The 17,809-nt window shown below is 57.9% G+C and carries 17 protein-coding genes; 8 read left to right on the top strand and 9 right to left on the bottom strand.

From position 1 onward, the window contains the following. Positions 1–592: 592 nt before the first annotated feature. The 4 genes from ACFO6X_RS12505 to sucC form a co-directional block, all read right to left on the bottom strand. Positions 593–1,270: an FHA domain-containing protein gene (locus tag ACFO6X_RS12505; protein WP_382433526.1), complete on the bottom strand. Its 678-nt coding sequence runs from the start codon at positions 1,268–1,270 to the stop codon at positions 593–595. 85 nt (positions 1,271–1,355) lie between these two features. Beyond that, a complete protein-coding gene (locus ACFO6X_RS12500; RefSeq protein WP_382433524.1) occupies positions 1,356–2,150 on the bottom strand; it encodes a Stp1/IreP family PP2C-type Ser/Thr phosphatase in 795 nt (264 codons plus the stop codon). 239 nt (positions 2,151–2,389) lie between these two features. After that, on the bottom strand, positions 2,390–3,286 hold the full coding sequence (gene sucD / locus ACFO6X_RS12495; RefSeq protein WP_382433522.1) for a succinate--CoA ligase subunit alpha: 897 nt from the start codon (positions 3,284–3,286) through the stop codon (positions 2,390–2,392). Positions 3,287–3,304: 18 nt separating this feature from the next. After that, entirely contained in the window at positions 3,305–4,465 is a 1,161-nt protein-coding gene (sucC, locus tag ACFO6X_RS12490) for an ADP-forming succinate--CoA ligase subunit beta (protein WP_382433520.1), read from the bottom strand. 181 nt (positions 4,466–4,646) lie between these two features. On the opposite strand from sucC, the gene argC reads away from it, so the two are divergent. Both argC and ACFO6X_RS12480 read left to right on the top strand, forming a co-directional pair. After that, a complete protein-coding gene (argC, locus tag ACFO6X_RS12485; RefSeq protein ID WP_382433518.1) occupies positions 4,647–5,579 on the top strand; it encodes an N-acetyl-gamma-glutamyl-phosphate reductase in 933 nt (310 codons plus the stop codon). 104 nt (positions 5,580–5,683) lie between these two features. Then, on the top strand, positions 5,684–6,328 hold the full coding sequence (locus ACFO6X_RS12480; RefSeq protein WP_382433516.1) for a hypothetical protein: 645 nt from the start codon (positions 5,684–5,686) through the stop codon (positions 6,326–6,328). Positions 6,329–6,356: 28 nt separating this feature from the next. Here ACFO6X_RS12480 and recX read toward each other — a convergent pair whose 3' ends face one another. Continuing rightward, on the bottom strand, positions 6,357–6,809 hold the full coding sequence (recX, locus tag ACFO6X_RS12475; protein WP_382433514.1) for a recombination regulator RecX: 453 nt from the start codon (positions 6,807–6,809) through the stop codon (positions 6,357–6,359). 9 nt (positions 6,810–6,818) lie between these two features. Beyond that, on the bottom strand, positions 6,819–7,952 hold the full coding sequence (gene recA, locus ACFO6X_RS12470) for a recombinase RecA (RefSeq protein WP_382433512.1): 1,134 nt from the start codon (positions 7,950–7,952) through the stop codon (positions 6,819–6,821). 141 nt (positions 7,953–8,093) lie between these two features. Between recA and ACFO6X_RS12465 the strand changes: the two genes are divergently transcribed. The 3 genes from ACFO6X_RS12465 to ACFO6X_RS12455 all read left to right on the top strand — a co-directional run bounded on the left by ACFO6X_RS12465 (position 8,094) and on the right by ACFO6X_RS12455 (position 10,827). Then, positions 8,094–8,591 (top strand): MarR family winged helix-turn-helix transcriptional regulator, encoded by a 498-nt coding sequence (locus ACFO6X_RS12465; RefSeq protein WP_382433510.1) that lies wholly within the window; start codon positions 8,094–8,096, stop codon positions 8,589–8,591. Positions 8,592–8,661: 70 nt separating this feature from the next. Then, positions 8,662–9,336, top strand: coding sequence for a response regulator (locus tag ACFO6X_RS12460; RefSeq protein WP_382433508.1), 675 nt, complete (start codon positions 8,662–8,664; stop codon positions 9,334–9,336). Between the two features lie 36 nt (positions 9,337–9,372). After that, positions 9,373–10,827, top strand: coding sequence for a sensor histidine kinase (locus ACFO6X_RS12455; protein WP_382433506.1), 1,455 nt, complete (start codon positions 9,373–9,375; stop codon positions 10,825–10,827). A gap of 27 nt (positions 10,828–10,854) precedes the next feature. On the opposite strand, the gene ACFO6X_RS12450 is transcribed toward ACFO6X_RS12455, so the two are convergent. Genes ACFO6X_RS12450 through ACFO6X_RS12440 form a run of 3 tightly spaced genes read right to left on the bottom strand, consistent with a single transcriptional unit; the run spans position 10,855 to position 13,160 of the window. Beyond that, on the bottom strand, positions 10,855–11,748 hold the full coding sequence (locus ACFO6X_RS12450; protein ID WP_382433504.1) for an SPOR domain-containing protein: 894 nt from the start codon (positions 11,746–11,748) through the stop codon (positions 10,855–10,857). Positions 11,749–11,763: 15 nt separating this feature from the next. Continuing rightward, complete coding sequence (locus ACFO6X_RS12445) at positions 11,764–12,615, bottom strand: biotin--[acetyl-CoA-carboxylase] ligase (protein WP_382433502.1); 852 nt, start codon at positions 12,613–12,615, stop codon at positions 11,764–11,766. Continuing rightward, complete coding sequence (locus ACFO6X_RS12440) at positions 12,612–13,160, bottom strand: SET domain-containing protein (RefSeq protein ID WP_382433500.1); 549 nt, start codon at positions 13,158–13,160, stop codon at positions 12,612–12,614. The genes ACFO6X_RS12445 and ACFO6X_RS12440 overlap by 4 nt, the downstream gene beginning before the upstream one ends. A 127-nt stretch (positions 13,161–13,287) precedes the next feature. Here ACFO6X_RS12440 and ACFO6X_RS12435 point away from each other — a divergent pair, with 127 nt between their 5' ends. Genes ACFO6X_RS12435 through ACFO6X_RS12425 form a run of 3 tightly spaced genes read left to right on the top strand, consistent with a single transcriptional unit; the run spans position 13,288 to position 17,801 of the window. Continuing rightward, positions 13,288–16,167, top strand: a complete 2,880-nt coding sequence (locus ACFO6X_RS12435; protein WP_382433498.1) for a DNA topoisomerase III — start codon at positions 13,288–13,290, stop codon at positions 16,165–16,167. An 18-nt stretch (positions 16,168–16,185) separates the two neighbouring features. After that, positions 16,186–17,229: a restriction endonuclease gene (locus ACFO6X_RS12430; protein ID WP_382433496.1), complete on the top strand. Its 1,044-nt coding sequence runs from the start codon at positions 16,186–16,188 to the stop codon at positions 17,227–17,229. A 44-nt stretch (positions 17,230–17,273) separates the two neighbouring features. After that, entirely contained in the window at positions 17,274–17,801 is a 528-nt protein-coding gene (locus ACFO6X_RS12425; protein ID WP_382433494.1) for a hypothetical protein, read from the top strand. Positions 17,802–17,809 lie beyond the last annotated feature (8 nt).

Below are 17,809 nucleotides of genomic sequence, written 5' to 3'. Positions count from 1 at the left end.
CGAACAGGACAGTGAAACGACTTCGCGCCGATGATAGTGCGGGTTCCCGTGTGAAAGTAGGTCATCGTCAGGCTCATTATTCAAGCTACCCCCTCTGATCTCTACGGTCAGAGGGGGTTCGCTTTTTTACGATAGATATTCTGTAGAAGTATTAAATCTCTTTGGGTGCAATTGAATGCTTGAGGGTGAAACCTCTGCTTTCTAGGTACAATGGCAACCGGGGGCCGTTAGCTCAGTTGGTTAGAGCAGAGGACTCATCAAAATGGTGACCCTGTTGTGAAAGCAGCAGTGGAAAAATCGGGTGAATTCAGGGAAACCGTCAGTCAGTTGTCTGACCCGGCAATCCTGAGCCAAGTCCACCGAAGGCAGGTCGTTATTCGATCGGTAGGTGGGAAGGTGCAGAGACTAGGATGTGCGGAGCCAATCCAATAAGCATCCCCAGAGCGCCCGACACCCTCAACCTATCAGATGTGTTCTGATGGGTCAGGGTGATGAGATAGTCCGGGGAACAGGGAAACCTGTGCCAACCTGAATCCTTTGGTCGTTGGTTCAAGTCCAACACGGCCTACCAAATTTTCTGTTTTTTGCCAGATCAATTCTGTAGGAATTGCATCTCTGTGCCTGCCAGTTCCAACAGGTCTCCATGGTGCAGTGGTACTGGCTCAATGCCAATGTGCATGCCATTGTGTGTGGGGGTGTCTGGCCCTTCTACATGGGCTAGCACGTAACCGTGCTGGCGTCGCGTGATGGCCGCTACGGCAATACCTGGTTTACCAATGGTGGTTACTACCTTGGTCAAAGGCACTTCTCTGCCTACTGCTGCACCAGACAAGACCCGTATGCAAGCATTGCCACCATCGGTGGTGGGATTGTTTGCGTGCGCGATAGGAGCTGTGACGGGCGTGGTGCGGTTGCGTGGTGGTAAGGGTGGCGGAACCATGCCAGGCTTGAATACCATCGTTTTGGCATAGTCCTCTGCTTCGTTTTCGTCTAAGAAACGAATTTTGTATTTACCCAATTCGATGACATCACCGCCGTGCAACCATTGGCGTTGTACGGCCTTGCCGTTGACATAGGTGCCATTGGTACTGTCTAAGTCTTCGACTTCGACACCGCTATGGTGCATGTGCAATACGGCATGTTCGCCACTGATGGCGAGGTTGTCGATCACGATGTCGTTGTAGGGCCGCCGACCGAGCGCGGTGCGCTCTTTGGTGAGCTGCAATTCCTTGATGACTACGCCGTCGATCGAGACGATCAGTTTTGGCATGGCCTATTCCTGCGGTTGGTGGGTTGGTGGGTCATGGATGGGAGGAAAAGCATGCAATGTGCCATGAAAACGGGTGTCATGGCCCTTATGCCGTACCCAGCAGACGAGAAACCAGGCTGCGCTTACGGGCAGGCACTGGGCCATCTGCATAAATCAGCACTACACTGATATTGTCGCGGCCTCCGTGGGCGTTGGCCGTATCAACCAGTCGCTGGGTTTTTTCTTCCAGCGTGGCATCGGTGCTCAGAATGCTGCTCAAGTCCGAGTCGTTGACCATTTCACTGAGGCCGTCAGAGCACAGTAAATAGAGGTCTTGGGCTTCAACAGAAAATTCATTGCTTTCTACTTGCACATCTTCTTCTACTCCCAGTGCCCGTGTTACCAGATTGCGCTGACCTGATTGTGCTGCTTGTTCTGGGGTAATCAGGCCCGCATCGATTTGTTCTTGTAGCCATGAGTGATCGCGGGTGATTTGAACCAAACGGCCTGCCCGCAGCCGATAGCAACGTGAGTCACCTACATGGGCCAGCATCAGTTTGTCATCCCACAATACGCTGGCGACCACGGTGGTACCCATGCCTGAATATTGTGTGTTGCTCTGTGCTGCATGGAAAATAGCTTGGTTGGCATGTTCTACGCAGGACTCGAGTGCTTGGCGCATCTGCGGGCCTGGGGGGGGCTGGCGTGTCTCTGCTAACCATCGGGCCATTTCTGTGCGGATCAGCTCGGTGGCCATGTGGCTGGCTACTTCTCCGGCGTTGTAGCCTCCCATGCCATCGGCCAGTACGACCACTTGGGCTTGGTGGTCGATACTGACGGCATCTTCATTATTGCTGCGCACGCGACCTTGGTCGGTGCAGGCACTGAACGCGTATTTCATTTTTGTGTACTGTTGCCCAAGGTTCAGGCGAGGCCGAAGGTGGTGGTATGGCAACCGGGAGCTATCCACGGCTACGAAAAGTCTCCCATGCGGTCTGTAGAAACGCAAGCAGGTGAAATCATAGACTAGGCTGATACGGATCTGGCGCTCAAAAGGTACAAAGCGTCTGGGGCACGCAGGCCACAGACGCTTTGGTGGTGCAGACCTGGTTTGTGACCAGGATCAGGCAAAGGCCCCGCTTACTTCAGTTGAGCCTTGAGCAGCTTGCCCAATTCAGAAGGATTGCGGGTGATGACGAAACCGCATTCTTCCATGATGGCCAGCTTGGCATCGGCGGTATCAGCGCCACCAGAGATCAACGCGCCTGCGTGGCCCATGCGCTTGCCGGGAGGGGCTGTGACGCCAGCGATAAAGCCAACGATTGGCTTTTTCATGTTGTCTTTGCACCAGCGAGCAGCTTCGGCTTCGTCGGGGCCACCGATTTCACCGATCATGATCACGGCGTCGGTGTCGGGATCGTCGTTGAAAGCGCGCATCACGTCGATGTGCTTCAAGCCGTTGATGGGGTCGCCACCGATACCGACGGCAGTCGATTGGCCCAGACCCACTTCGGTCAGCATGGCCACAGCTTCATAAGTCAGGGTGCCCGAACGCGAGACCACACCAATGCGGCCCTTGCGGTGGATGTGACCGGGCATGATGCCGATCTTGATTTCTTCGGGGGTGATGATGCCGGGGCAGTTGGGGCCGAGCAGCAGGGTTTTCTTGCCACCAGCGGCTTCTTTGGCCTTCATCTTGTTGCGCACTTCCAGCATGTCCTTGACCGGAATGCCTTCAGTGATACAGATAGCCAAGTCCAGATCGGCCTCTACGGCTTCCCAGATGGCAGCGGCAGCACCGGCTGGGGGCACGTAAATCACCGACACGGTTGCGCCGGTTTGGGTAGCCGCTTCTTTAACGGAGGCGTAGATTGGGATGTTGAAAATCGACTCGCCAGCCTTCTTGGGGTTCACGCCCGCGACGAAGCAGTTTTGGCCGTTGGCGTATTCCTGGCACTTCTCGGTGTGGAACTGACCAGTTTTGCCCGTGATACCTTGGGTGATGACCTTGGTGTCTTTGTTGATATAGATCGACATGTTCTTTCCTCTGCGGGCTTACTTGACGGCGGCGACGATTTTGGTCGCGGCTTCGGCCATGGTGTCGGCGGCGATGATGGGCAGACCCGACTCGGCCAGCAGTTTCTTGCCCAGTTCTTCGTTGGTACCCTTCATGCGCACCACCAGCGGTACGGACAGGTTCACTGCCTTGCAAGCGGTGATCACACCAGTGGCGATGGTGTCGCACTTCATGATGCCGCCGAAGATGTTGACCAAGATGCCCTTGACGTTTTCGTTCTTGAGCATGATCTTGAAGGCTTCAGTGACCTTCTCAGCGGTAGCGCCACCGCCGACGTCCAAGAAGTTGGCGGGCTCGCCACCGAACAGCTTGATGGTGTCCATAGTGGCCATGGCCAGACCAGCACCGTTGACCAAGCAGCCGATGTTGCCATCGAGGCTGATGTAGGCCAGATCGAATTTGGAGGCTTCGACTTCAGCGGGATCTTCTTCGTCCAGATCGCGGAAGGCCACGATTTCGGGGTGACGGAAGAGTGCGTTGGCGTCAAAGTTGAACTTGGCGTCCAGAGCGATCAGGTTGTTTTTGCTGTCGCGGTTGAGCGGGTTGATTTCGACCAACGATGCATCGGTGTCCATGTAGCACTTGTAGAGCTTTTGGAAGATCTCTACTGCTTGGGCGGTGGACTCGGCAGGCAGGCCGATGCCGTTGGCGATCTTGGCGGCTTGTTCTTCGCCCAAGCCCGTCAGCGGGTCGATGAACTCGGTGACGATCTTTTCGGGGGTGGAGTGGGCCACTTCTTCAATGTCCATACCGCCTTCGCTCGAAGCGATGAAAGCCAACTTTTGTGTGGCGCGGTCGGTGACGATGGAGACGTAGTATTCCTTCTGGATGTCTGCGCCGTCTTCGATATAGAGGCGACGTACCTTTTGGCCTTCGGGGCCAGTTTGGTGGGTCTTGAGCTGCATGCCCAAGATTTCGCCTGCCAGACGTTTGACGTCATCAATGCTCTTGGCTACCTTGACACCGCCGCCCTTGCCACGGCCACCAGCGTGGATCTGGGCCTTGACAACCCACACGGGGCCGCCGAGTTTTTGTGCCGCTTCGACCGCTTCTTGTACGGTGAAAGCAGGAATGCCGCGAGGAACGGGCACGCCGAACTGACGCAAGATTTCCTTGCCTTGGTATTCGTGAATCTTCATGAGGTCTCGTCTCTCTCAGGAAAGGGATTTCACCCGCCTGCCGGGCGGTATGTCTGGCGGCGGGCTGGGGACATGTCAACTGCCAAATGTATCATGCTGTGAGGCGTCATATCTTATGGCGAACTTACATATAAGCGGTGGCATGTGCTGCTGCGCATCATTTTTTTGTAGGAGCGTGACGATGGCTACCGTTTTTATTGATGGTGAAGCAGGTACCACAGGGTTGCAGATCCGCGAGCGGCTGCAAGATTTGGCGCAGGTGGAGTTGGTCAGCATTGATCCGCAGCGGCGCAAAGATCCGGCTGCCAAGCGTGACCTGATAGCGGGGGTGGATTTGGTGGTTTTGTGTTTGCACGACGATGCGGCCCGCGAGACGGTGGCCATGGTCGATGCGATTACGGCCGAGACGGGTCGTACGATCAAAATCGTGGATGCCTCTACTGCGCACCGCACTACGCCCGGTTGGGTCTATGGTTTCCCAGAGCTGTGTTTGGGGCAGGCCGATGCCATTCGGGTGGCGGACAGGGTGGCTAATCCGGGTTGCTACGCTACGGGCGCTATTGCTTTGTTGCGTCCCTTGGTCGATGCCGGATGGCTGCCAGCGGACTTTGCGGTGGCGTTGCCATCGGTCAGTGGTTATAGCGGTGGTGGCCGGCCTATGATCGAAGCCTATGAAGCGGGCAAGGCTGCTCCGTATGAGGCCTATGCGTTGGGGCTGGCGCATAAGCACATTCCAGAAATTTTGCACTACACCGGCATGACACGCCGTCCAGTGTTTATTCCGGCTGTGGGCAATTTTGCCCAAGGCATGTTGGTGCAGTTACCGTTGCATTTGGATGATTTGCCCGGAGCACCCAAAGCTGCTGATTTGCATGATGCTTTGGCAGCGCACTATGCCCGTACCAATACGCCTGCACAGTGGGTGAAAGTGTTGCCTCCTACTGAGGATCTGAAATTGGCTGCCGATACGCTGGCAGGTACGAACGCGTTGGAATTGCGCGTGTTTGCCAATGAAGCCCATCGCCAGGCGGTGTTGATTGCGCGTTTGGACAATCTGGGGAAAGGGGCCAGTGGTGCAGCCGTACAGAATTTGGGACTGATGCTGGGTTGGTGAGAGCCACGGCTGTTCATCCAGTCTTAAGCTCCTGTTTGCAAGATAGCGGGCATAGAGAAATGCCCGTACCGCAGGGCTTTTGCGGATTGCATTAGGAGTACCCCATGTCCCATAACGACGACAGCTACACCCACGGCACGGGCCGTAATGACCAAGATCTGTACCGCTTTGACATTCAAAATGGTGCAGTGGTGCGTGTTCAGGAATGGGATGAGGGGCGTTGGAAGAGCGAGCGTATGGATGCCGATGAGGTGTACACGCTTGAAGGCACCGATGTCATTAAAACAGAGATCGAAACCTATGGTCGGGAGGTGACACGGTATGTCGATCCTGAGGGGGACGGCTTGTATGCCAAGTTTTCTGAGCAGTGGTTGCCCGCTACCAACGCCACCGGGGGTATGACGCCCGTCACGACCCAAACCCTGTATAGCCGTGGTGGTGATACGGATGACCATCTGGCCGTGCGCCCAGGCCAAGACCCTGCGTTGGGTGGACAAGGGTCAGACACCTTTGTGGTGCGTGAATGGGGGCATGTGGTGATTGGTGATTTTCACCACCATCAACAGGATCGGCTGGTGTTTGATATGGGCCAAGGCGTGCAGTCCTTGGAGGATTTGGTGCAGCGGCTGACAGATCTGCGTTGGCAGGGTGATGATTTGGTGCTGGAAATGGGGGATCAGGCATCGGTGATGCTGCTGGGTGTGCGCACCAATGGGATTGCCGTTGAAGATATGGATTTCTTGAGTTGATGACCGCGGGGCTGCTGGGGGGGGGCGGTCAGGGGACAACGCGGCGGATGGTGTCGGCGGCAAAGCCGCGCGCAGCCAGGAAGCGCATTTGGCGCAGGCGTTCGCGTGGGTTGGAGGGGGCGCTGCCAAAGCGCCGCTGCCAGAGTGACTGGGCACGTTCTTGTTCGCTACCAGAGGTGCTGTTTTGCAGTTGTGTGAGTGCTTCTTGTATGGCGGTGTCATCCACCCCCTTGGTACGCAACTCTTGGCGCAGGCGTATCGCACCCATGCGCCCCGCTTTTTGGTGCAGCACCGATTCAACGACCCGTGCTTCGTTGATGAAGCCTTTGGTTTCTAGATCGTCTAACAGACTTTGGAGATTGTCTCCCTCTTGGACGTGGGGTGTGAGTTTGCGTTCCAGCTCGGCACGCGAGTGTTCGCGTGCCGACAGGTAGCGCAAGGCACGGCCTTTGAGCGAGAGCGGTGGGCGGGTCAGTGCCATGCGGCGGAATCAGTCCAGCACTGCGGGGTCGACTTTGGGTTCTGATTTGCGGCCTCGGGGGCTGGGGGTCACAACGGTGTCGCTGGCCGCCTCTTGGTGGGTTGCTGGGCCAGGGGGCAACAAGGCAATGCCCAGGCTCTCTCGTACTTTGTTTTCAATTTCGTGGGCCAGCGGTGGGTTTTCGCGCAGAAATTCGCGGGCGTTGTCGCGGCCTTGGCCGATTTTTTCCCCACCGTAGGCATACCAAGCACCAGATTTCTCGATCAGTTTGGCCGCTACGCCCATGTCAATGATTTCACCCTCGCGCGAGATGCCTTCGCCAAACAGGATGTCGAATTCAGCGGTTTTGAATGGGGGGGATACCTTGTTTTTGACTACCTTGACTTTGGTTTCGTTGCCAATGACTTCTTCGCCTTTTTTGATGGAGCCTGTGCGGCGGATGTCTAGGCGCACCGAGGCATAAAACTTGAGTGCGTTGCCGCCGGTGGTGGTCTCGGGGCTGCCGAACATGACACCGATCTTCATGCGGATTTGGTTAATGAAGATGACGGTGCAGTTGGTTTTCTTGATGCTGGAGGTGAGTTTGCGCAGTGCTTGGCTCATGAGGCGGGCTTGCAGGCCGGGCAGACTGTCGCCCATGTCGCCTTCCAACTCGGCTTTGGGGGTGAGCGCGGCTACCGAGTCCACTACGATCAAATCAACCGCGCCAGAGCGTACCAAGCTGTCGACGATTTCGAGGGCTTGTTCGCCAGTATCGGGTTGGCTGATCAGCAAGTCTTCGAGGTGTACACCCAGTTTTTGTGCATATTGGATATCGAGGGCATGCTCGGCATCCACAAAAGCACATTGACCGCCAATTTTTTGCATTTCGGCAATGACTTGCAGTGTCAGGGTGGTTTTGCCCGAGGATTCTGGGCCGTAGATTTCGATCACACGGCCTCGTGGCAGGCCACCTACTCCCAGGGCAATGTCCAGCCCTAAGGAGCCGGTGGATACGACTTGAATGTCTTCAATCACCTCGCCCTCATCCAGGCGCATGATGGTGCCTTTGCCAAATTGTTTTTCGATCTGTGCCAATGCTGCGGCCAAAGCTTTGGCTTTGTCGCTGTCGGCGGGCATGCTGCGGTTGGAGGGAGTGCTCATGGAATATCTCCTGAAAAATCAATGGGTTGGCTAGTAAGCCGGGTTCCAGGGAAACGGATGTGTGGACTGGCTTGGGTGCAAGTTTATCGGATGGTTAAAATCAAAAAAACCATTTTTTAGTCAGTTTGCCTGATAAAAAAGATGCCTAAAACCGATGCTTTTTCTTTGCGTGATGAGGGGTGGCGCCAAACCCATTTGGGCCGTCTGATGGGCCACGCCTTGCGCCGTTTTGATGCGAGGGTGTTGCAGTTGATGGCCCACAATTTGGAGGTGCCACTGGCCCTGTCGAACTTGGCTGCCCGCGATCAGATCAGTGCTGCCCATATCCATATCACGCGCCATTTGTCCTTGCAGGGTGATCGTCTGACCGATCTGGCACACCGTGCAGGCATGAGCAAACAGGCGATGGCCGATTTGGTCAATCAATGTGTGGCTTGGGGGCTGGTGGTGCGTGTGCCCGATGTGCATGATGCGCGGGCGCGGCGTGTGTGCTTTACGCCGGTGGGTTTGGCATGGTTGCAGGCCTTTCGTGAGGCGGTGGAGCAGGCTGAAACCGAGTTTCGGGCGGAGGTGGGCGATGAGGTCGCTACGGTGGTGGCCTTGGGGTTGGAGGCCTACGCAGGCAGTTATGTGCCTTGAGTCTGGGCGAGAGTGGTTGGCACGCTCCTAGAATTGGCGCCTTTCACCGACCTGACACAGGATTTTTTCCATGCGCATTTTGATTGCCGAAGATGACCAAGTGCTGGCCGATGGTCTGCTGCGTACCTTGCGCAGTTCGGGGGCTGTGGTAGACCATGTAGCCAGTGGTAGCGAAGCCGATGCTGCCTTGATGACCAACCATGAGTTCGATCTGCTCATTCTTGATTTGGGCCTGCCCAAGGTGCATGGCCTTGAAGTGCTCAAACGTTTGCGCAGCCGAGGTGCAACCTTGCCTGTGCTGATCTTGACGGCTGCCGACAGTGTGGAGGAGCGCGTGAAGGGACTGGACTCTGGTGCTGACGACTACATGGCAAAACCGTTCAGCTTGCAAGAGTTGGAGGCCAGGGTGCGTGCATTGGTGCGCCGGGGGGCTGGTGGGGGTAGTGCCACGATTCGTCACGGGCCATTGGTTTATGACCAAGCCGGACGGGTGGCGACGATTGACGGCAAGATGGTGGAGCTGTCTGCGCGTGAGTTGGGCCTCTTGGAGGTGTTGTTGCAGCGTGCTGGGCGTCTGGTGAGCAAAGACCAGCTGGTGGAGCGCCTGTGCGAGTGGGGCGAGGAGGTGAGCAACAATGCCATTGAGGTTTATATCCACCGCTTGCGCAAGAAGATTGAGAAAGGCCCGATCCGCATTGCTACGGTGCGTGGTTTGGGTTACTGTCTGGAAAAGATTCCGGGCTGACATGGGCAGCGGTTTCTTTTTTGCGTGGTCTTTGCCTTGAAAATTTTCCAGCGTGAACAACGCTCCCTGTTTGGTGAGATCCTAGACTGGATGCTCACACCCTTGCTGCTGCTGTGGCCAGTGAGTTTGGCGCTGACTTGGCTCGTGGCTCAAGGGATTGCCAACAAGCCGTTCGATCGAGCACTGGAGTACAACGCCCATGCGCTGGCCCAATTGGTGACGGTGTACCGGGGCAAGGTGCAGTTCAATTTGCCACAGCCTGCCAGCGAGATTCTGCGCGCCGATGACTCGGACATCGTCTACTACCAAGTCACTGGCCCGCGTGGTGAATGGTTGTCTGGGGAGCGTGATTTGCCAACGCCGCCACAGGACGAATCGCCCAGCACTTCGGAGGTGCGCTTGCGAGATGCAGAGCTGCGTGGCATCGATATCCGGGTGGCCTACATCTGGGTGCGTTTGCCCATGACGGGCAAGGGGCTGGCTTTAGTGCAGGTGGCTGAGACGCGGGAAAAGCGCAGTGTGCTGGCTACCGAGATCATCAAGGGAGTGATGCTGCCGCAGTTCATCATTTTGCCGTTGGCGGTGTTGCTGGTCTGGTTGGCACTGGCGCATGGCATTCGGCCTTTGCACCTGCTGGAAGAGCGTATTCGGGCGCGCAGCCCAGATGATTTGAGTCCACTAGACCACAAGGCCGTGCCGTTGGAGGTAGCGCCTTTGGTGGATGCGGTGAACGACCTGCTCAACCGCTTGCATGACTCGCTGGCTACACAAAAACGCTTTTTGGCCGATGCCGCCCACCAACTCAAGACGCCTTTGGCAGGGTTGCGGATGCAGGCGGATTTGGCCCAGCGCGAAGGCACCAGTACCGAGGAGCTCAAACGCTCGTTGCAGCAGATTGGGCGCTCGAGCATTCGGGCCACCCACACAGTGAACCAACTGTTGGCATTGGCCCGTGCCGAGGGCAGTGGTGCAGTAATGCCCCGCCAGCCCTGCGATTTGGCACGGTTGGTGATTGAGGTGGTGCGTGATTCGGTGCCCAGAGCGTTGGACAAGCGCATTGACTTGGGTTATGACGGTGCCGAACCTGGTGATCCGGGGGTGCGGATTGATGCCAACCCGACTTTGATCATGGGGTTGGTACGCAATTTGGTGGATAACGCCATCCATTACACCCCCTCTACTGCAGAGCAGCCGGGTGTGGTGACTGCCAGGGTGCTGACGGATCTGGAGAACCAAAGTGTGGTGTTGCAGGTGGAGGATTCGGGGCCGGGCGTGCCAGAAGCTGAACGGGAGCTGGTGTTTCAGCCGTTCTATCGTGCGTTGGGTACGGAGGCCGATGGCTCTGGGTTGGGGCTGCCAATTGTGCTGGAGATTGCACGCCAGCACGGTGCCCAAGTGAGCCTTGAAGATGCGCATCCAGGACACATGCACCCCGGTGCCTTGTTCACCGTTGGTTTTACTGCTTTGCCGGTGCCAAACGAAGAGGCTTAGCACACGGTTGTGCCGTGCTGCGCAGCATCAGTCGTTGCTGCAAGGCCGCAGGGTCTTACCGGCGAGTGCTGGGCGCAGGGTGTTGGTGATGCGCTGGCGTGCGTCGGCAGCTATGGCGGGCAGGCGTAAAACAAAGGCTGGGGTTTCGGTGCGCTCTTGCACTACGCGGGCACTGCGTACACCTTTGGTTCCCAATTGGGCCAAGGCACGTTGGGCCGCTTCTTCGGTGGAGTAGCGCCCTAGCGATAGGCCCGGCTCCAGTGCTTGGATACGTGGGCGGTCGTAGGCGACATTGCGTTCGCGCAATTCGTTGCGTTTCTTGTTTAATGTGTCCAAATCGGGGAAGCGCCCCATGTAGACCATCCAGCGCCCAGGCAAGGTGGCGCTATTGAGGTTCCAACTGTTGGCAGGTAGGCTGCCCAAGGCTTTGCGCAGCACATCGGCTTGTGCCGTATCGAAAGCACCCGCTTGTAGGCAGACTGTGCTCGGTTCAGGTTTGACTGCTGTTTTGGCGTCTGGTTTGGTTTCTGGTTTGCTGTGGTCTGCTTTGTCGGTGTCGGGTTTTTGTTTTGGTGGCGGGGCAGCCAAGGCCGCGACTGGCGGTGTTACCACAGGCTCTGGGGTGCTAAGGACTGGCACTGCCGGCGGTGGGGGGGAGGGTGGAGGCACTGGCTCGGGGGGCGCAGTGGTTGGCGCCGTGGGGGGCGTAGTGGTGGGGCGAGTTGTCTCGTCTGTGCTTGGCGGCGCTGTAGAGCCTGTTTTGGGCAGGATACGCAAGGCTTCGGGGTGGAGTTGCTGGCTGAGGCGTTGGGGTTCTGCCTCTTCACCTGAGGTGCTTTGGCCTATGGGAAGTAGCCCATGAGACCAAGCGTAATAGCCAGCATTGGCCAGTGCCAAGACAAGAACGGTAAAACGTAACATGACAACAAAAACGGTTCAGGCTGGCAGGGTTGCGGCTGCATGGGCAGGACGCACGCTAATTTCGGAGCTGGTGATGTGTTGCATGCCCGAGGCGGTCATGACGCGCAGTGCGCCATCTTCACCAATGCCATGTGCGGTGCCCGTTTGACCATCGCTGAGTACCACGGGGCGGTTTTGTAGTACGTCACGCAGATCGAAGCGGGCTTGCACTGGGCCAAAACCATAATGTTCAAAGGCCTGAAGCATGCAGACCAATGCAGGCACTGTCTGCATCAGGGCGGTCGGGGCGTCGATGTGGGCATCAATTTCTTGCAGGCAGGCGGCAGGCAGAGACAGCCCAGTGCTGTCTTGCGGGCGCACGTTGATGCCGATACCGATGACCACATAGCGGGTACTGGTGGCGGTGGCGGGGGTCTGGGGGGCTATGAAGTTGGCGGTTTCTACCAGAATGCCGCCGAGTTTGCGATCGCTGTGCTGATCACAAAGCCACAAATCGTTGGGCCATTTGAGGCCTAAGCGGGGTTGTGGGCTGTTTGGTGGTGGCAGCACGGGTTGCAGGCTTTCGGCAACGCTCACGCCCACGGCCAGTGACAGACCCGACCAGTCTGGTGGTGTCAGTGGCAAACCCAGTGAGAACATCAATGAGTCGCCGGGCTGGCCTTGCCACTGGCGGCCCAGCCGACCCCGCCCGGCAGTTTGTGCCTCGGCTACCAGCAAAATGGGATCGCACTGGCCTGCACGGGCGCGGCGCATAAGCTCGGTGTTGGTGGAGTCGATGCGGGGTAGCACTTCGACGGTAAAGCGCGGCCATTGGGCAGAGATGGTTTCCCACAGTGCCTCGGCGGGCCAATGCAAGGCAGCAGTCATGCGGAACGCTCTTGGGTGGTGGACTGGATGGGGGAAACGGGTGAGGATGGCATGGGAGGCCTCCAGCCGCGTTTGGGGGCCAGCAAGGTGCCGCGGCATGTGCTGCTGCCGCACCAGCAAGGGTATTGGGCCTTGAGTTTGGCGGTGTATCGCTCTTGCAGCATCAGGCCGTAGTCGTAGTTCAGCTCTTCTCCGGCGGCAATGTTGCGCAGGGCGGTGATGAAGATGCGGCCTTCGCGCTCGTCGGCGTAGCAGTTGGGGGCGCAACTGTGGTTGATCCAGCGTGAGGAGTTGCCGCCAAAGAAGGCATCAATGACGCGGTCTTCATCCACATGGAAGTAGAAGGTATGCTGGGGTTGCAGCGGATCGTGTGGGTGGCGGTTTTGTGCCTCCTCCCAACTGATGATCTGGCCGGTGTACTCGATGATGACTTCGCCCTCGGCAATGTCTTGCAGGGCAAAGACGCCTTTGCCATGAACCCCCGAGCGGCGGGTCTGGATGCGGCGGCCCCCGGAAGGGGTGATGGAAGGCGCGGTGCGGGGCATGGCAAAACTCTGTTAACTTCAATGGGCACACATGCGCGTGCGCGTGTACGCGCGAAGAACACAGATTGTAGGAGCGCCCGGCCAGACACGCCGGATGCACAAATTCCCCATAGAGAGAAATTGCCCCATGAGCAAGACCCTGGTCATTGCAGAAAAGCCTTCGGTAGCCCAAGACATTGTGCGTGCCCTTACCCCAGTGGTGGGCAAGTTTGACAAGTACGACGACCATTTTGAGAATGAACGCTACGTGGTCACCAGCGCCGTGGGCCATTTGGTAGAAATCCAAGCGCCGGAGGCGTTTGATGTCAAGCGCGGTAAGTGGAGCTTTGCCCATTTGCCAGTGATTCCGCCGTATTTCGACCTCAAACCGGTAGACAAAACCAAAAGCCGTTTGGCGGCGGTGGTCAAGCAAGCCAAACGCAAGGATGTGACCCAATTGGTCAATGCCTGCGATGCCGGGCGCGAGGGCGAGCTGATTTTTCGGTTGATTGAGCAGTACGCTGGTGGCAACAAGCCTTTGGGCAAGCCAGTGCAGCGGCTGTGGTTGCAGTCGATGACGCCACAGGCGATTCGCGATGGCTTTCAGCAGTTGCGCAGTGATGCCCAGATGCAGGGGCTGGCCGATGCAGCCCGCAGCCGCTCCGAGGCAGACTGGTTGGTGGGTATCAATGGTACCCGTGCCATGACGGCATTTAACTCGCGCGATGGCGGCTTTTTTCTGACCACGGTGGGTCGGGTGCAAACGCCAACCCTGTCGCTGGTGGTGGAGCGCGAAGAAAAAATCCGCAAATTTATCAGCCGTGATTATTGGGAAATCCATGCCAGCTTTGCTGCCCAAGCGGGGGACTATCTGGGGCGCTGGTTTGATCCGCAGTGGAAAAAAACCGACGACCCCGAACAGCGTGCCGACCGGGTGTGGTCGGCACCACAGGCCCAAGCCATTGCCGATGCGGTGCGCGGACGCCCGGCCCAGGTCAGTGAAGAAAGCAAGCCCAGCACGCAGGCCAGTGGTTTGCTGTTTGATCTGACCAGCCTGCAACGCGAGGCCAACAGCAAGTTTGGCTTTTCGGCCAAGACCACATTGGCACTGGCACAAAGCCTGTACGAGCGCCACAAAGCCCTGACCTATCCACGTACCGATTCGCGCGCTTTGCCCGAAGACTATGTGCCAGTGGCCCAGCAGACCTTTGCCATGCTGGCAGGCAGCGGTATGGCGCACTTGGCTCCCTATGCCCAAATGGCGTTGAGCCAAGGCTATATCCGGCCCAACAAGCGTATTTTTGACAATACCAAGGTGTCAGACCACTTTGCCATCATCCCCACCCTGCAAGCACCGGGCGATTTGAGTGAGGCTGAACAAAAACTCTACGATTTGGTTGTGCGCCGTTTCATGGCGGTGTTTTTCCCCAGTGCTGAATACTTGGTGACCACGCGCATCAGCAAAGTGGAGCATGCGGGGCAGAGCCACCACTTCAAAACCGAGGGCAAGGTGCTAGTCAAGCCGGGCTGGTTGGCTATCTATGGCAAAGATGCTGCCAGCGAGGTGCAAGATGCCAAAGAAGGCGATAAGGGCCAAAATCTGGTGCCAGTGCAACCCGGTGAGCAGCCACTGGCCCAGCAGGCCGACCCCAAGGCGCTCAAAACCCGCCCCCCAGCGCGCTATTCTGAAGCCACCCTGCTGGGGGCGATGGAAAGCGCGGGCAAGCAGGTAGAAGACGAAACCATGCGTGAGGCCATGCGCGAAAAGGGTTTGGGCACGCCAGCCACTCGGGCGGCCATCATTGAGGGCTTGTTGACCGAGAAATACATGCTGCGCGAAGGGCGCGAGATGATTCCTACGGCCAAGGCGTTTCAGTTGATGACGCTGTTGCGCGGGCTGGGGGTGCAGGAGCTCTCGCGTGCCGACTTGACCGGCGAATGGGAATACAAGTTGGCGCAGATGGAAAAGGGCCAACTGAGCCGCGACAGCTTTATGACCGAGATTGCCACCATGACCGAGCGCATGGTCAAAAAAGCCAAAGAGTACGACCGAGATACCATCCCCGGCGACTATGTGCAGTTGCAAGCCCCATGCCCTAATTGTGGTGGTGCGGTAAAAGAAAACTACCGCCGCTATGCCTGCGTGGGCAAGTCGGGGGCAGAGTCATGCGGATTCTCATTTGGTAAATCGCCTGCTGGGCGTACTTTTGAGCCGGTAGAGGCAGAGCAGTTGCTGGCCCAGCGCCGTATTGGGCCGCTGGAGGGGTTTCGCTCCAAGGCGGGCTGGCCTTTTGTGGCTGAGATTGTGTTGGCCTACGATGAGGAGGCACACAACTACAAGCTAGAGTTTGATTTTGGCGAAGACAAGAACGCCATTGACAGCGGTGAGGTAGTGAGCTTTGCGGGCCAGCAGTCGCTGGGTGCTTGCCCCCAGTGTGGGGCGCCTGTGTATGAGCATGGCAGCCACTATGTGTGTAGCCATGCCGTAGCCACGACAGCGCAACCGGCGGCGACCTGCAACTTTAAGAGTGGCACGGTCATTCTGCAACAGCCGGTGGAGCGTGAGCAAATGCACAAGCTGCTGACGGTGGGCAAAACCGACCTGCTCGACAAGTTTGTCAGCCAGCGCACCCGCCGGGCCTTTAAGGCATTTTTGGTTTGGGACAAAGCTGCTGGCAAGGTTAACTTTGAGTTTGAGCCGCGCGAATCCAAGTACCCGGCCAAAGCCGGAGTGGCTGCCAAAACCACCAAGCCAGCGGCCAACAAAGCGGCCAAAGCCGCCAAAGCCCCGCGCCAGCCCGCAGCAGGCAAACTGCCCAGTGCAGCACTGGCCGCAGTGATTGGTGAAGGTGCCGTGGCCCATACCGAGGTCATCAAGAAGATTTGGGAGTATGTGCGCGCACACGATTTGCAGGACGCCAGCAACAAGCGGGCTATCAATGCCGATGCCAAGCTGCTGCCGGTATTTGGCAAGCCCCAAATCACCATGTTTGAGTTGGCGGGTATTGTTGGGAAGCACTTGGGCTGATGCTGCGGAGGGCGGGTGATGGCACGTCGTAAGCAAGAAGATCCCACCGTGATGGGCGAGTTGCAGGCACTGACCCGCAGCGCCATTGGCGTGGCAGCTTGGTTGCCTTGGTGGCTGGGGGCCTTGTTGGCTGTGGCGTTTTATGTGGGTTTGCACTACGTTGCCAGCCAGCCCCGCCCTGAAGTTCATAGCTTGGTCAGTTTGTACCAGCATTTGGGCACCTTGTTGGTGCGTGGGTTGGCCACCATTGGCCAGTATGTGTTGCCCGCACTGTGTTTGGCTGGGTCGTGGCTGGCCTGGAGTGAGCAGCGCAAGCGCACGCAACTGCTGCAACAAGTGACGGCCAACCCAGCTGTCGATGCGTTGGACGACATCACCTGGCAAGAGTTTGAAGTGCTGGTGGGTGAGGTGTTTCGCCGTTTGGGCTACCAAGTGGAAGAGACCGGCGGTGGCGGTGCCGATGGGGGCATCGACCTGATTTTGCGCCGCAACGGCGAAAAATTTTTGGTGCAGTGCAAGCAGTGGAAAGCCTTTCGCGTCAGTGTGGAGGTGGTGCGCGAGATGTTTGGCTTGATGACGGCCAAAGGTGCCGATGGCGGCTTTGTGGTCACGTCTGGGCGTTTTACCAAGCCAGCGCGTGAGTTTGCCCAAGGGCGCAATTTGTCGCTGATTGATGGCCCAGCGTTATTGCAGTGGCTGCACCAGACCCAAGCCAAGGAGATCTTCCGGCACAAGTCGGCACGACCGGTGCCGGTGGCGCAGACGCCCCCCACACCCGCCCCAGTGCCACCCACTTCTCGGCGTGTGCCGCCACCCGCGCCACGGCCTGTCCCTGTGGGCGCTCCAGTGGCCGCCCAGCCTAGGTCGGGGCCAGCCGCTGGCTCTATAGAGGCGGGGCGCGCATCGGCCCACAGCCATGCTGTGGACGCGCCACCCCCATGCCCAGTGTGTGCCGCACCTATGCTGTTGCGTCTGGCCCGCAGAGGCCCACAGGCTGGTCAGCGGTTTTGGGGTTGTGTGCACTCGCCCGACTGTGATGGCACGCGGCCAGGGCCGGGTTGAGCCATTCACCAACGTGGGGGCGGGCTTGTAGTAAGGTTCTCCCCATGAACTCGATTTTTCAACCCTCCTCCGCCTTGTTGCAGGCTGCCTATGCCCATTGTGCTGGCATGGCCAGTTCTATGTTGGCCCGTGATGGTCAATTTGACCCAGCGTTGTTTCTGATTGGCCAGCCTGCGCAGGGGCAGGATTTTCAAAGTTGCCGTTTGGCTGGCGCTGGTGCCCAGGCCATGCGCGCTTTTCATGGGTCGGAAGAGGCTGCTGGCAAGCTCGCGACTTTTATCCGGGCCAGCCTGACCTCATCGACCCGCGAGTATGCGGCGTTGCAGGCGCAAATTGGGCCTGTGGTGCTGGCGGTGCATGTGTTTCCGGCGGCACTGGCTGTGCAGGAGCAGGTCACGCCTTTGGAGGGGAGCACGCCGGTGTTCCAGCCCGATGGGCGTCAGCAATACCTCGTGGTGGCTTTGCACACGCTACAGGGCATTGATATGGCCTTGTGTCCACTGTTACGCGATAGTGCGGGCCAGCTGACTGCCCAGATAGTGCCCATAGAGCTGACCCACTGTCTGCCTTGAGTGCAACG

Source organism: Giesbergeria sinuosa, assembly GCF_042652905.1.
In the GTDB taxonomy this organism is placed as follows: Bacteria; Pseudomonadota; Gammaproteobacteria; order Burkholderiales; family Burkholderiaceae_C; genus Simplicispira; species Simplicispira sinuosa.
Note: the sequence above shows the minus strand (reverse complement) of the source record. Positions and strands in the feature narration are given on the sequence as shown.

Bases quoted from the DNA above. Each gene is read 5' to 3' on its own strand.
- sucD (WP_382433522.1), bottom strand. From the start codon at position 3,286: ATGTCGATCTATATCAACAAAGACACCAAGGTCATCACCCAAGGTATC.
- ACFO6X_RS12425 (WP_382433494.1), top strand. From the start codon at position 17,274: ATGAACTCGATTTTTCAACCCTCCTCCGCCTTGTTGCAGGCTGCCTAT.
- ACFO6X_RS12480 (WP_382433516.1), top strand. From the start codon at position 5,684: ATGTCCCATAACGACGACAGCTACACCCACGGCACGGGCCGTAATGAC.
- ACFO6X_RS12505 (WP_382433526.1), bottom strand. From the start codon at position 1,270: ATGCCAAAACTGATCGTCTCGATCGACGGCGTAGTCATCAAGGAATTG.
- recX (WP_382433514.1), bottom strand. From the start codon at position 6,809: ATGGCACTGACCCGCCCACCGCTCTCGCTCAAAGGCCGTGCCTTGCGC.
- ACFO6X_RS12430 (WP_382433496.1), top strand. From the start codon at position 16,186: ATGGCACGTCGTAAGCAAGAAGATCCCACCGTGATGGGCGAGTTGCAG.
- ACFO6X_RS12435 (WP_382433498.1), top strand. From the start codon at position 13,288: ATGAGCAAGACCCTGGTCATTGCAGAAAAGCCTTCGGTAGCCCAAGAC.
- ACFO6X_RS12465 (WP_382433510.1), top strand. From the start codon at position 8,094: ATGCCTAAAACCGATGCTTTTTCTTTGCGTGATGAGGGGTGGCGCCAA.
- argC (WP_382433518.1), top strand. From the start codon at position 4,647: ATGGCTACCGTTTTTATTGATGGTGAAGCAGGTACCACAGGGTTGCAG.
- sucC (WP_382433520.1), bottom strand. From the start codon at position 4,465: ATGAAGATTCACGAATACCAAGGCAAGGAAATCTTGCGTCAGTTCGGC.
- ACFO6X_RS12440 (WP_382433500.1), bottom strand. From the start codon at position 13,160: ATGCCCCGCACCGCGCCTTCCATCACCCCTTCCGGGGGCCGCCGCATC.
- recA (WP_382433512.1), bottom strand. From the start codon at position 7,952: ATGAGCACTCCCTCCAACCGCAGCATGCCCGCCGACAGCGACAAAGCC.
- ACFO6X_RS12450 (WP_382433504.1), bottom strand. From the start codon at position 11,748: ATGTTACGTTTTACCGTTCTTGTCTTGGCACTGGCCAATGCTGGCTAT.
- ACFO6X_RS12500 (WP_382433524.1), bottom strand. From the start codon at position 2,150: ATGAAATACGCGTTCAGTGCCTGCACCGACCAAGGTCGCGTGCGCAGC.
- ACFO6X_RS12460 (WP_382433508.1), top strand. From the start codon at position 8,662: ATGCGCATTTTGATTGCCGAAGATGACCAAGTGCTGGCCGATGGTCTG.
- ACFO6X_RS12445 (WP_382433502.1), bottom strand. From the start codon at position 12,615: ATGACTGCTGCCTTGCATTGGCCCGCCGAGGCACTGTGGGAAACCATC.